This window comes from Burkholderia sp. MSMB1459WGS (assembly GCF_001534535.1).
Classification (GTDB): Bacteria; Pseudomonadota; Gammaproteobacteria; order Burkholderiales; family Burkholderiaceae; genus Burkholderia.
The window spans coordinates 106258-119521 of sequence record NZ_LPMU01000079.1 but is presented as its reverse complement, the minus strand read 5'-3'; the positions used below and the strand labels follow the sequence as shown (position 1 = coordinate 119521).

The following is a 13264-nucleotide window of genomic DNA, read 5'->3' as shown; positions in this document are numbered from 1 at the left end:
CGTCCTGCGCGCGAGCGCCCATGAAAAAGCCCGATGCGATTGCATCGGGCTTTTTTGTCGGGCGACGGCGCTGCTTACGCGATCCGCTTCGCGAGTTCGACGGCCTTGCCGATGTACGACGCCGGCGTCATCGCGAGCAGGCGATCCTTCGCGTCCTGCGGGATCGCGAGCGTGCCGACGAATTCCTGCAGCGCTTCGCGCGTGATGCCCTTGCCGCGCGTCAGTTCCTTCAACTGCTCGTACGGGTTCTCGATGCCGTAGCGGCGCATCACCGTCTGCACCGGCTCGGCGAGCACTTCCCAGCAGTTGTCGAGATCTTCGTTCAGGCGCTGCGGGTTCACCTCGAGCTTGTCGAGGCCACGGATCAGCGAATCGTACGCGAGCAGCGAATAGCCGAGCGCGACGCCCATGTTGCGCAGCACCGTCGAGTCGGTCAGGTCGCGCTGCCAGCGCGACACCGGCAGCTTGTCGGCGAGGTGGCGCAGCGTCGCGTTCGCGAGGCCGAGGTTGCCTTCCGAGTTCTCGAAGTCGATCGGGTTGACCTTGTGCGGCATCGTCGACGAGCCGATCTCGCCGGCTTTCGTCTTCTGCTTGAAGTAGCCGACCGAGATGTAGCCCCACACGTCGCGATCGAGGTCGAGCAGGATCGTGTTCGCGCGCGCGACCGCGTCGAACAGTTCGGCCATGTAGTCGTGCGGCTCGATCTGGATCGTGTACGGGTTGAACGTGAGCTTCAGGCGGTTTTCGATCACGTCGCGCGAGAACGCTTCCCAGTCGAATTCCGGATACGCGGACAGGTGCGCGTTGAAGTTGCCGACCGCGCCGTTCATCTTGCCGAGGATCTCGACCTTCTCGATGCGCGCGATCGCGCGGGCGAGGCGCGCGGCGACGTTCGCGAGTTCCTTGCCGAGCGTCGTCGGGCTGGCCGGCTGGCCGTGCGTGCGCGACAGCATCGGCTGTTCGGCGTGTGCGTGCGCGAGTGCGACGAGGCGCTGGTGGACCGTGCGCAGCGCCGGCAGGATCACGTGTTCGCGCGCGCCGGCGAGCATCATCCCGTGCGACGTGTTGTTGATGTCCTCGGACGTGCACGCGAAGTGGATGAATTCGCTCGCCTTCTCGAGTTCGGCCTGGCCCTTCACCGATTCCTTCAGCCAGTATTCGACGGCCTTCACGTCGTGGTTCGTCACGCGCTCGATTTCCTTGATGCGCGCGGCGTCGTGCGCGGTGAAGCGCTCGGCGAGCTGCAGCAGGAACTGTTCGGACGCTTCCGAGAAGCGTGGGACTTCCGCGAAGCCGGCGCGCGACAGTGCGATCAGCCAGTGCACCTCGACGGTGACGCGGTGGCGCATAAAGGCGGCTTCGGAGAGCCAGTCGCGCAGCGCTTCGGTCTTGCTGGCGTAGCGGCCGTCGATGGGCGAGAGCGCGGTGAGGGCGAAAAGCGTATCGGGACGAGTGTCGGACATGATCGGGCGGGGCCTTGGGGCCGGGTCGAGCGAGGGGAGAGAATCCGGCATTTTACCATTGGCGCGGGACGATCCCGGCCGAACCGGCCCGGTCGCCGGCGCCACGGCCGAACGATGCCCGGGCGGCGCGCGAACGGCCTGCGGGCAGGTGCCCGCGCCGGCTCGTCGGGCCGCCAGGCAAGCCGCCGGCCGGGCCTGCCCGCCGGTAGAATGCAGGCTTCTTCCCGACCGCCGCCCGCCGCGCCCGCCTGCATGGAACTGAAATGGCTCGAAGACTTCGTCTCGCTCGCGGAAACGCGCAGCTTTAGCCGGTCCGCCGAGTTGCGGCACGTGTCGCAGCCGGCGTTTTCGCGGCGCATCCAGGCGCTCGAGGCATGGCTCGCGACCGAGCTGATCGATCGTTCGGTCTATCCGACCCGGCTCACGCAGGCCGGGCAGATCTTCTACGAACAGGCGCTGACGATGCTGTCGCAGGCGCACGAGGCCAGGACGCTGCTGCGCGGCCACGTCGGCGCGCCGGTGCCGACGATCGAATTCGCGGTGCCGCACACGCTGTCGCTCACGTATTTCCCGCGCTGGCTCGAGCGGATCGAGGCGAAGATGGGGCAGGTCCACACGCGGTTGCGCGCGCTGAACGTGCACGACGCGGTGCTGTCGCTCGTCGAGGGCGGCTGCGACCTCGTGATGGGCTACCACCACCCGAGCCATCCGGTCGCGCTCGACCCGGCCCGCTACGACATGCTGATTCTCGGCAGCGAGCCGATCAGCCCGTTCTCCGCGCCCGGCCGCGCGGGCCGGCCGCGCCATACGCTGCCGGGCGCGGCCGACGCGCGCGTGCCGTATCTGTCGTATACGCCGAACGCGTATCTCGGCCGGATGACCGAAGTCATCATCGCGAACGCGCCGACGCGGCTGTTCCTCGATCGCGTGTACGAAACCGACATGGCCGAAGGGCTGAAGGCGATGGCGCTCGCGGGCCACGGCGTCGCGTTCCTGCCGCACAGCGCGGTCGACGACGCGGTCGCGGGTGGCCGGTTGATCCGGCTCGACCGCTCGGCGCGCGGCGGCGGCGCGCATCCGTTCACGTTGACGATGGAGATCCGGCTGTACTGCGACAAGCTCGCGCTGCAGGGCGACGATCCGCGGCAGAAGCTCGTGCGCGCGCTGTGGGACGTCGTGCGCGACGAGCTGCGCGAAACCGCCGGCGGCGGCACCGGCTAACCGCCGACGGTTGATCCGGCCGGCTGACGGCGGCCTTGCGGCGCCTGTCGGACGGCTGTCCGCCGGCCGGCTCGCGCGTCGGCAAAGCGGTTTTTCACGAGCGCGATGCCCGGCCGATCGCGGGCGTTCTTGCGCAAATCGACCGCGATTTTGCGAAAAATCGCGATCATGCAAGAAACGCATAATCGAATAAACAAACGGCATTGGATAAAAAAAACGGGTTTTTCGACAATGTGCGCAATCCGTTGAACGTTGGAGCCTCCATGTCTTCGCAACAGCAGTCCATCCCGTCCTACCTGCACGCCGACGATCTCGGCCCGTGGGGCAACTACCTTCAGCAGGTCGATCGCGTCGCGCCGTACCTCGGCTCGCTGTCGCGCTGGCTCGAAACGCTGAAGCGTCCGAAGCGCATCCTGGTCGTCGACGTGCCCATCGAGCTCGACAACGGTACCGTCGCGCACTTCGAGGGCTATCGCGTGCAGCACAACGTGTCGCGCGGCCCGGGCAAGGGCGGCGTGCGCTACCACCAGGACGTGACGCTGTCGGAAGTGATGGCGCTGTCGGCATGGATGTCGGTGAAGAACGCGGCCGTGAACGTGCCGTACGGCGGCGCGAAGGGCGGCATCCGCGTCGACCCGCGCAAGCTGTCGCGCGGCGAGCTCGAGCGCGTGACGCGTCGCTACACCAGCGAAATCGGCATCATCATCGGCCCGAACACCGACATTCCGGCGCCGGACGTCAACACCAACGAACAGGTGATGGCGTGGATGATGGACACCTTCTCGATGAACCAGGGCCAGACGTCGACCGGCGTCGTGACCGGCAAGCCGATCGCGCTCGGCGGTTCGCTCGGCCGCAAGGAAGCGACGGGCCGCGGCGTGTTCGTCGTCGGCTGCGAAGCGGCGAAGAAGAAGGGCCTCGAGATCGAAGGCGCGCGCATCGCGGTGCAGGGCTTCGGCAACGTCGGCGGCATTGCGGCGAAGCTGTTCCAGGAAGCGGGCTCGAAGGTGATCGCGGTGCAGGACCACACGGGCACGATCTACCAGCCGGCCGGCCTCGATTCGAACAAGCTGCTCGACCACGTCGCACGCACGGGCGGCGTCGCGGGCTTCGAAGGCGCCGAGCCGATGCCGAACGACGAGTTCTGGACGGTCGAGACCGACATCCTGATCCCGGCGGCACTGGAAAACCAGATCACCGAGAAGAACGCATCGAAGATCCGCACGAAGATCATCGTCGAAGGCGCGAACGGCCCGACGACGACGGCGGCCGACGACATCCTGAGCGCGAACGGCGTGCTCGTGATCCCCGACGTGATCGCGAACGCGGGCGGCGTGACCGTGTCGTACTTCGAGTGGGTGCAGGATTTCTCGAGCTTCTTCTGGACGGAAGACGAGATCAACCACCGTCTCGAGCGCGTGATGCGCGAAGCGTTCGCCGGCGTGTGGGCGGTCGCGGAAGAGCACAAGGTGACGGTGCGTACGGCGGCGTTCATCGTCGCGTGCAAGCGCATCCTGATGGCGCGCGAAATGCGCGGCCTGTATCCCTGATCGGTTCGACTACGATCGACGCATGACGCAATCCTCGCGATTGCGTGCATGAACCCTCGCGGGCGGTGCCGAATCCGGCGCCGCCCGCGTGCGCATTCAGGCGCCGGAAGCCGGGAGGACGGCTTCGCACGGGGCGATTCGTAGTGCGGTAAACAACCAGTACTTTCAAAAATATTACTTTGATACACTGGCGCGGGTTTTAGCCAAGGAGATGACCAAAATGAAATACCACAAGGCAGTCCTGATGGTGGCGGCGCTTTGCGCGTTCGCAAGCGGCGCGCATGCTCAGGAGACGGGCACGCTGAAGAAGATCAAGGACACGGGCGTGATCGCGCTGGGCCACCGCGAATCGTCGATTCCGTTCTCTTACTATGACCAGAACCAGCAGGTGGTCGGCTATTCGCGCGACTTCCAGATGAAGGTCGTGGATGCGGTGAAGAAGAAGCTGAACCTGCCGAACCTGCAGGTGAAGAACATCCCCGTCACGTCGCAGAACCGTATTCCGCTGGTGCAGAACGGCACGGTCGACATCGAGTGCGGCTCGACGACCAACAACGCCGAGCGTCAGCAGCAGGCCGCATTCTCGAACACGATCTTCGTGATCGGCACGCGCCTGATGACGAAGAAGGATTCGGGCGTCAAGGATTTCGGCGACCTGAAGGGCAAGACGGTCGTGACGACTGCCGGCACGACGTCGGAGCGCCTGCTGCGCAAGATGAACAACGACAAGCAGCTCGGCATGAACATCATCAGCGCGAAGGATCACGGCGATTCGTTCAACACGCTGGAATCGGGCCGCGCGGTCGCATTCATGATGGATGACGCGCTGCTCGCGGGCGAGCGCGCGAAGGCGAAGCAGCCGGGCGAATGGGTGATCGTCGGCACGCCGCAATCGGAAGAGGCCTACGGCTGCATGATGCGCAAGGGCGATACCGACTTCAAGAAGGTCGTCGACGACGCGATCTCGCAAGTCGAGAAGTCGGGCGAAGCCGCGAAGATCTACGCGAAGTGGTTCGAGAACCCGATCCCGCCGAAGAACCTGAACCTGAACTTCCCGCTGTCCGAGTCGATGAAGAAGCTGTACGCGAACCCGAACGACAAGGCGCTCGACTGATCACACTGCCGTTGATGCAGAAATGACGCTCATGAGACGGAAGAGGCCACGCTTCTTCCGTTTCTTTTTGCTGGAGTCTTGCCCATGTCTTACCACTGGAACTGGGGCATCTTCCTGAGCCCCGTGTCGACCGGCGAGCCGACGACTTATTTCGGATGGCTGATGTCCGGCTTCTGGGTGACGATCGAAGTGTCGCTCGTCGCCTGGGTCATCGCGCTGATCGTCGGATCGCTGTTCGGCGTGCTGCGCACCGTGCCGAACAAATGGCTCGCCGCGATCGGCACCGTGTACGTGTCGATCTTCCGGAACATTCCGCTGATCGTGCAGTTCTTCATCTGGTATCTCGTGATACCCGAGCTGCTGCCCGCGTCGATCGGCACCTGGATCAAGCAGTTGCCGCCCGGCACGCAGTTCTTTACCGCGTCGATCGTCTGTCTCGGCCTGTTCACGGGCGCGCGCGTGTGCGAACAGGTGCGCTCGGGGATCAACGCGCTGCCGAAGGGCCAGCGCGCGGCCGGCCTCGCGATGGGCTTCACGCAATGGCAGACGTATCGCTACGTGCTGCTGCCCGTCGCGTACCGGATCATCGTGCCGCCGCTCACGTCGGAATTCCTGAACATCTTCAAGAACTCCGCCGTCGCGTCGACGATCGGCCTGCTCGATCTGTCCGCGCAGGCGCGCCAGCTCGTCGACTACACCGCGCAGACCTACGAGTCGTTCATCGCGGTCACGCTCGCGTACGTGCTGATCAACCTCGTCGTGATGGCGTTCATGCGCTGGATCGAAGGCCGCACGCGGCTGCCCGGCTATATCGGAGGCAAGTGATGCATCAGTTCGACTGGAGTAGTATTCCCGGCGCACTGCCGACGCTGTGGTCGGGGGCGGTCGTCACGTTCAAGATCACGCTGATCGCGATCGTGGTCGGGATCGTCTGGGGCACGCTGCTGGCGCTGCTGCGGCTGTCCGGCGTGAAACCGCTCGCGTGGTTCGCGAAGGGCTACGTCACGGTGTTCCGCTCGATCCCGCTCGTGATGGTGCTGCTGTGGTTCTTCCTGATCGTGCCGCAGCTGCTGCAGGGCGTGCTCGGGCTGTCGCCGACGATCGACATCCGCCTCGCGTCGGCCATGGTCGCGTTCTCGTTGTTCGAAGCCGCGTATTATTCCGAGATCATCCGCGCCGGCATCCAGGCGGTGCCGCGCGGGCAGGTGAATGCCGCGTTCGCGCTCGGCATGAACTACGCGCAGGCGATGCGCCTCGTGATCCTGCCGCAGGCGTTCCGCGCGATGGTGCCGCTGCTGCTCACGCAGGCGATCGTCCTGTTCCAGGATACGTCGCTCGTGTACGTGATCAGTCTCGCGGACTTCTTCCGCACGGCCGCCAACATCGGCGATCGCGACGGCACGACCGTCGAGATGGTCCTGTTCGCCGGCGCATGCTATTTCGTGATTTGCTCGTTGGCGTCTGCTCTCGTCAAGGGTCTCCAGAAAAAGGTCACAAGATGATTTCCATCAAGAACGTTTCGAAGTGGTACGGCCAGTTTCAGGTCCTCACCGAATGCACGACCGAGGTCAAGAAAGGCGAAGTGGTCGTCGTATGCGGCCCGTCCGGCTCCGGCAAGTCGACGCTGATCAAGACCGTGAACGGCCTGGAGCCGTTCCAGCAGGGCGAGATCCTCGTGAACGGCCAGTCGGTCGGCGACAAGAAGACGAACCTGTCGAAGCTGCGCTCGAAGGTCGGGATGGTGTTCCAGCATTTCGAGCTGTTCCCGCACCTGTCGATCACCGAGAACCTGACGCTCGCGCAGATCAAGGTGCTCGGCCGCGGCAAGGACGAGGCGACCGAAAAGGGCATGAAGCTGCTCGATCGCGTCGGCCTGAAGGCGCATGCGCACAAGTTTCCGGGCCAGTTGTCGGGCGGCCAGCAGCAGCGTGTCGCAATCGCGCGCGCGCTGTCGATGGACCCGATCGCGATGCTGTTCGACGAGCCGACGTCCGCGCTCGATCCCGAGATGATCAATGAAGTGCTCGACGTGATGGTCGAACTCGCGCAGGAAGGGATGACGATGATGGTCGTCACGCACGAGATGGGCTTCGCGAAGAAAGTCGCGCATCGCGTGATCTTCATGGACAAGGGCGCGATCGTCGAGGACGACCGCAAGGACGATTTCTTCTCGAATCCGAAATCGGACCGCGCGAAGGACTTCCTCGCGAAGATCCTGCACTGAGCGTTCGCGCGTCTTGCGCGCACCCAGCCAGAAACCGCCCGGCATGCCGCCGGGCGGTTTTTTTTCGTCCGCCGCCGGGCGTTACCAGCTGTACCGGTAGCCGACCTGCCCGACGATCCCGCGCCGGTAATCGCCGCCGATGTTGCGCGCGATCTTCGCGTTCGCATACAGCTCGCCCGACTTGCCGAAGCCGGCGGTCACGCCGACGCCGAGCTCGTACCACGTGCGCCCGAGATGTGTCGCGAACGGCGTGCCGCCGACGACGGTCTGCCCCGGCGACAGGAAGTCGTGCAGCACGTCGGCCGTGAAGTACGGCGTCGCGGCGCCGCCGCCCGCGTCCGACTGGAGGTTCGGCCGGAAGAAGCGCACGCCGACGCGGCCGCGCAGCGCATGCGTCGTCGTGCCCGAGACGGCCGACACGTTGTCGTTGAACCCGTTCAGCTTCAGGTACTGATACATCAACTGCGCCTGCGGCTCGACCGCGATCGGCAACGTGCCGAGCGCGAACGGCTTGCCGACTTCCTGCGACAGCGCGACGCCGAAGCCGTTCTGCGACGCTTCGTTGCCGTAGTTGTCGCGATAGCGGTTGCCGTAGTGCGTGACCTGTCCGACGCTGTCGAAGTAGGTGCCGTCAGGCAGATAGCGCGTCCAGTAGCCGCCCACGCTCTGCGCGTGCATCTCGACCGAGCCCGTCGACGTCGACAGGTCGGGCGAGCCGGCGCGCGCCATGTCGCTGAAGCTCGCATTCGCCACGCCGATGCTGGCCGTCACGCCCGCATGCGTGCTGCCGGCGCCGTTCGGCGCCTGATCGACGGTCCAGTCCTTGCCGAACTGCGCGAAGAACGTGCGTTCGTCGGCCGAGAAGCGGCCCGCGTTCGCATCGAGGCTCTGGCCGCCGATACGCCCCCACACGCCGTCGCGATTGCCGGGCTGCTGCTTCTCGACGTTGTAGATGTCGCCGACGCGCTCGTGCAGCCGGCCGAGCGTCGAGAAGCCGTAGTCGGCGTTCAGCAGCGGCGTCATCGCGTAGCCGGAGACGCCCGGGCGATACGCGAGCGCGCCGCCGTTGCCGTTTCCATTGCCGTCGTTGCCGCCGTCGCCGCCGCCGGACGGGTGGATCGGGTCGCCGGGGTCGGTCGGGTCGAGCTGCGAACGCAGGTACCAGCCGTTCGCGTCGCTCTGCCCGCCGCGATAGAGCCGGTACTCGTATGCGCCGGCCTGTACCGGGCCCGCGAGATGGAACGCCGACACGGCGGTCGTGCCGCCGTTGGTCGTGACGACCACCGGAATCCCGTCGCCGGTCGTCAGTGCGCCCGTGCCGGCCGTATTGGCGATCTTCAGGCCGGTCGTGCCGGTCGCCGCGCCGCCGTTCACGATCAGCCGGTCGGTCGGTGACGCGTCGGCGCCGAGGTACGTGTTCAGCGCGATCGTGCCGCCGTTGCCGACGTAGCCGCCGGTCGTCAGCGTCTTGTAGCTGCCGGCCAGCGTCGGCGAGCCGGTCGGCGCGGCGAATGCGACGAGGCCCGCGTTGCTCAGGCGGCTCACGACCGAGCTGCCCGTCATGCGCCACGTGCTCGTGCCGTCGATGGTCAGCGCGACCGGGTCGATCTTTCCGGTCAGCGTCGTGCCGTTCGCGAGGAACACGTTGCCGGTGCTCGACGCGTCGGAAACGATGTCGCCCGCGAGGTTCACCGCCGATGCGTCGAACGTCACGTTGCTGCCGTTCGCGAGGTTCAGCAGCGTGCCGTTGCCGGCCGTCACGACCGTGCCGTTGCGCACCGCGATGTCGGCCGTGCCGCCGCGCGCGGCGAAGGCCGGCCCGGTGGCGGCCGTCACGCTGCCGCCGTCGACGAGTACCGAGCTGGTCGCGCCGTTCGCGAGCGTGTCCGACGTCAGCACGCCGGCCGTCGCGCCCGCGAGCGTCGTACCGGTCAACGCGAGCACGCCGCCGCTGTTCGCGGTTGCGCCGTTGCCGGCCGCGCTGGCGAGCGACGATCCCGCATCGGCGATGCGGCCGCCGTTTTGCACGACGACGGCATCGGCCGCGCTTCCCGATGTCGAGATTTTCGCGCCCGACAGCAGGGCCGTCGCGCCGGCGTCCATGACGATCGCATGAGCGTTCGTGCCGGTCGTCGCGACGGTCGTTCCATGGGCCGTGAGCGTGGAATCGGCTCCCGACACGGACAGGCCGCGCGCATCGGCGCCCGCCGTGCGGACGACCGTGGCCGCATCGGTCGCGATGCGCGCGCCCGCGCCGGTCGACGTCAGGCCGGCGGCGCCGTTGCCGGTCGTGGCGACCTGCGTGCCGGACAGCGCGATCGTTGCATTCGCACCGAGGTTGCGGATCCCGCTGCCCGCTCCGCCGACCGCGATCGACGTCGCGCCGGCCGCGATACCGCCGCCCGTGACGGTCGAGTCGATCAGCACGCCGTCGGCGCTGCCGTTCGCGATGACGGCGCCGGCGCCCGACAGCGCGACCGATGCGCCGGCCCCCGTCAGGCGTACGCCCGCGATACCGTCGTCGGCTTCGATCGAACCCGCATTCGCGAGCGTGGCCGACGCACCCTGCACGAGCGCGCCCGTGCCGTTGGCGACCCGGATCGTCGACGCGTTGTTCACCGTGCCGAGCGTGCCGGCCACGACGCCCGTCGAGCCGGCGCCGGTCAGCGACACCGTGCTGCGGTTCTCGAGCGTGCCGAGGTTTTGTGCGACGAACCCCGTCACGCCGGCGGTCGACGACGTGACGGCGGCATCGTTGATCAGCGTCGTCGCGACCGGTGCGCCGGCATTCGCGCCGGCGAGATCGTGCGCCTGGCCGTCCACGACGCCCGCGGTCGCGCCGCCCGCGTTCAGATTGATCGTCGCGCCCGCGTCGATCGTGCCTTTCGCGCCGCCTTCGACCGCGATCGCGATGCCGTTCGCGCCGTTGACGTTATAGACCGCGTTGCCGGTCGACAGCGTAGTGCCGGCATCGGTCGCAAGCACGCCGCGCGCCCGCTGGCCGTTGACGTCGGTCGTCAGCGCGCCGGCCGTCGACGCGCCCGTGTAGGCCGCGCCGCCCGCAACGCGGAACAGCGTCGAATCGTCGGTGTCGACGCTCAGGTGCTGCGCGGCGACGTTGATTTTCGAGCCTGCGCCGTATGCATAGAAGCCGATCTGGTCGGTGCCGGACGTGAAGGCCGGCACGGCGTTCGCACCGACGTCGATCGTTGCGCCCGAACGCGCATGCACGCCGATCGCGCCCGTGCCGGTCAGGTTCAGCGCCCCGTCGACCGTGGCCTTCGCGAGCGGCCCTTCGGCCCAGACGCCGTAGTTGCGCGTGCCCGACGCGGGATCGAGGCCGCCGGCCACGTCGATCGTGCCGGTCGACGTCGCGGCCGTCGCGTTCGTGCCGGTGCCGACGACCATGATGCCGATGCCGTTCACGCCATTCAGCGTGATCGTGCCCGTGTTGGTCACGGCCGCCGCGGTGTTGGCGGCGAGCATGCCGACGTTGGCGAGCGGCGTGCCGGGCGCGGCGCCGTCGACGACGATCGCGCCCGCGTTGGTCAGCGCGCCGGAGGTCGAACCGATGCTCGCCAGCGCGGCGCCGTTCTGCGTTTGCGTGCCGATCACGATCGTGCCGAGGTTGCTCGCGGTGCCCGACGCGCCGAGCAGGATGCCGTACGCGTGCGCGGACAGCGCGACGTCGTTCGCGGCTTCGGGCGAGGCGGCGTCGTACTGCGCGGCGCGGCCGAGATAGATCGTGCCGCCGGCTTCGTTCGTGAAGCTGCCGCCGGCGACGAGGCCGCCGATCACCTGGCTGTCGAGCGTCGTCGCGTTGACGCCGACGTTGATCGTGCCGGCGTTCGATGCGCGTGCGCCGTCCGTGGCGGCTACCGCGTAGTTCTGCAGGTCGGGGCGCGTGCTGTTGAAGGTCCAGGCGCCGACGTTCATCACGCCGTTGTTGACGAAGGTCGTGCCGGCGCCGTTCGCGTAGATGCCGCTACCCTCGGTGTATGCGTTGAGGCTGAAGTTGTAGGGCCGCGCGGCGCCGCTGGTGTCGAAGTTGTCGCCGGCTGCGTAGCCGGACGAGATCACGCCGTTGTTCACGCCACTCGCGCCGGTCAGCAGGCGCACGAGCGTGAAGTCGCCCGACAGCCGTCCGTCGTTGACGAAGTGCGCGCCGTTTTCGGCGAGGACCGCCGAGCTCGAGTCGATCGTGTTGGTGCCGCGGAAGTCGATCTGGCCGTCCTTGCCGATGTGCAGCGTCGCGTTTGCGCCGGTGCCGTGCATGACCGTCAGGTAATCCATCCGCAGCGTGTTCTTGTCGCCCGGCGACACGTTGTTCGCATACTCGAACGATTGCGTGGAGAATGTGACGGCCTGGCTGAATGCTTGATCGTACGCGGCCTGCGAGCCGAGTGCGCCGCTCTGGACCGAGCGCACGAGAAAGGTGTTGTACGCGGCGAGCGACGCGGCGTCGGTGACCGTCCAGGCGCTGCCGTCGAACGCCGTGAAGGTGCCCGCATACGCCGGCACGTCGAGCAGCAAGTGGCTGACGGGGCCGCCGCTCGCGAGATAGTCGCCGGTGCCGAGCCAGACCTGGTTGCGCGAGTTCCAGTTGACGACGCTTTGCGCCGTGCCGGTGCCGTCCGCGACGAACAGATCGGTCTGCTTGGGCGCCATCGTGATCGCGTTGCCGGCCGCCGTCGGCGCGCCCGCGGGATCGCCGATCGACACGTCGAGCGTGCCGCCGGAGCGTTCGACGGTGCCGATCCGCGTGTTCACGTACTGGTTGCCGTTCACGTCGTGATAGACCGGCACGTTGATCGAGCCGGCGCTCGATGCCGCGAACGCACCCGAGTCATAGGTCGCGACCGACGTATGGCTGCCGGTGATCGAGTCGGGCGTGCTGACGCTGCGCGTCTTGCCGCCGATCGACAGCAGCGGCTGGTCGGGGTTGCCCGATACGACGGACGTGCTGCCGAGCGGCGTCAGCGTGTAGCCCATGTCGCCGGTCGCGCCGGTCCAGGCGCCCGTCAGGCCGACCCGGTCGCCGCCCGACACGGTCGTGGCGCCGGCCAGGTTGTCGTTGACCGTCGGGCTGAAGCTGTCGAGCGTGCAGGTGCCCCCGTTCGCGATTGCGGCGCCGCTGCCGCAGGTCGATGCGTGCGCGGCGCCGGCCGACAGCGCCGCCAGTGCGGCGCCGAGCGCCGCGACGCGAAGCGGCGACCGGCGCGTCGTTGCGTGCGCGGTGCGACGACTCGAACCCGATGCGTTGCCCGAGCGCTTGCCGCGCGCCCGGGCCGTTTCCGCAACCGCGACCCAGCAGCCGGCGGCTTCGCTCCATATCGATCGAAATGAGTGATTCACGGCATACCCCTCTTTCTTCTTTTTGACGTGGCATTCGCCGCCATTCGGCGAATTCGCATTCCGCGGTGGGGAAACGATCCGAAGGGGCGTGCGGCGGCTATGGCCGCGTGTCGCGCCAATCGTGTTTCGTTACACCGAGGATGGGCGGAGTCTACTGATTCGGGTGGCCGTCGATTATCGAGAAACGGGAAACTGTAATGATGCGAACCGTAATGCGTGGTATTTTCGATTTGTGTGGTTAATCGAACCGAAGGCCATGGTGGTGGCGGGTTTGGGGGATTTTTTCGAAAATCCGGAAGGGCTGCCGGAGTAGGTGGGGTAACGCACGGTTCCGACG

Annotated in this window: 9 protein-coding genes; 6 read left to right on the top strand and 3 right to left on the bottom strand. The window is 67.0% G+C overall.

Annotated elements, in window-relative coordinates; genetic code table 11:
* Positions 1-74: 74 nt before the first annotated feature.
* A complete protein-coding gene (gene purB, locus WT97_RS30235; protein WP_059500983.1) occupies positions 75-1463 on the bottom strand; it encodes an adenylosuccinate lyase in 1389 nt (462 codons plus the stop codon).
* 252 nt (positions 1464-1715) lie between these two features.
* Between purB and WT97_RS30230 the strand changes: the two genes are divergently transcribed.
* Positions 1716-2684 carry a LysR substrate-binding domain-containing protein gene (locus tag WT97_RS30230; RefSeq protein WP_059500984.1) on the top strand — a complete coding sequence of 323 codons (969 nt, stop codon included), beginning with the start codon at positions 1716-1718 and terminating at the stop codon, positions 2682-2684.
* Here the strand turns inward: WT97_RS30230 and WT97_RS34405 are convergent.
* On the bottom strand, positions 2681-2854 hold the full coding sequence (locus tag WT97_RS34405; protein WP_156440341.1) for a hypothetical protein: 174 nt from the start codon (positions 2852-2854) through the stop codon (positions 2681-2683). The genes WT97_RS30230 and WT97_RS34405 overlap by 4 nt on opposite strands.
* A gap of 93 nt (positions 2855-2947) precedes the next feature.
* Between WT97_RS34405 and WT97_RS30225 the strand changes: the two genes are divergently transcribed.
* From WT97_RS30225 to WT97_RS30205, 5 genes are all read left to right on the top strand, one after another.
* Entirely contained in the window at positions 2948-4234 is a 1287-nt protein-coding gene (locus tag WT97_RS30225; RefSeq protein ID WP_059500985.1) for a Glu/Leu/Phe/Val dehydrogenase, read from the top strand.
* A gap of 220 nt (positions 4235-4454) precedes the next feature.
* A complete protein-coding gene (locus tag WT97_RS30220; protein ID WP_059501113.1) occupies positions 4455-5348 on the top strand; it encodes a glutamate/aspartate ABC transporter substrate-binding protein in 894 nt (297 codons plus the stop codon).
* Between the two features lie 84 nt (positions 5349-5432).
* Positions 5433-6173, top strand: a complete 741-nt coding sequence (locus tag WT97_RS30215) for an amino acid ABC transporter permease (RefSeq protein ID WP_059500986.1) — start codon at positions 5433-5435, stop codon at positions 6171-6173.
* Positions 6173-6850 (top strand): glutamate/aspartate ABC transporter permease GltK, encoded by a 678-nt coding sequence (gene gltK / locus WT97_RS30210; protein WP_059500987.1) that lies wholly within the window; start codon positions 6173-6175, stop codon positions 6848-6850. Before WT97_RS30215 ends, gltK begins: the two co-directional genes overlap by 1 nt.
* Entirely contained in the window at positions 6847-7572 is a 726-nt protein-coding gene (locus tag WT97_RS30205) for an amino acid ABC transporter ATP-binding protein (protein WP_034206415.1), read from the top strand. Before gltK ends, WT97_RS30205 begins: the two co-directional genes overlap by 4 nt.
* An 81-nt stretch (positions 7573-7653) precedes the next feature.
* Here WT97_RS30205 and WT97_RS30200 read toward each other — a convergent pair whose 3' ends face one another.
* The gene (locus WT97_RS30200; protein ID WP_060354957.1) at positions 7654-12927 is read right to left on the bottom strand and encodes an autotransporter outer membrane beta-barrel domain-containing protein; all 5274 of its coding nucleotides are present in this window, start codon (positions 12925-12927) and stop codon (positions 7654-7656) included.
* Positions 12928-13264 lie beyond the last annotated feature (337 nt).

Bases quoted from the DNA above. Each gene is read 5' to 3' on its own strand.
- WT97_RS30230 (WP_059500984.1), top strand. From the start codon at position 1,716: ATGGAACTGAAATGGCTCGAAGACTTCGTCTCGCTCGCGGAAACGCGC.
- WT97_RS30215 (WP_059500986.1), top strand. From the start codon at position 5,433: ATGTCTTACCACTGGAACTGGGGCATCTTCCTGAGCCCCGTGTCGACC.
- purB (WP_059500983.1), bottom strand. From the start codon at position 1,463: ATGTCCGACACTCGTCCCGATACGCTTTTCGCCCTCACCGCGCTCTCG.
- WT97_RS30220 (WP_059501113.1), top strand. From the start codon at position 4,455: ATGAAATACCACAAGGCAGTCCTGATGGTGGCGGCGCTTTGCGCGTTC.
- gltK (WP_059500987.1), top strand. From the start codon at position 6,173: ATGCATCAGTTCGACTGGAGTAGTATTCCCGGCGCACTGCCGACGCTG.
- WT97_RS30205 (WP_034206415.1), top strand. From the start codon at position 6,847: ATGATTTCCATCAAGAACGTTTCGAAGTGGTACGGCCAGTTTCAGGTC.
- WT97_RS34405 (WP_156440341.1), bottom strand. From the start codon at position 2,854: ATGATCGCGATTTTTCGCAAAATCGCGGTCGATTTGCGCAAGAACGCC.
- WT97_RS30225 (WP_059500985.1), top strand. From the start codon at position 2,948: ATGTCTTCGCAACAGCAGTCCATCCCGTCCTACCTGCACGCCGACGAT.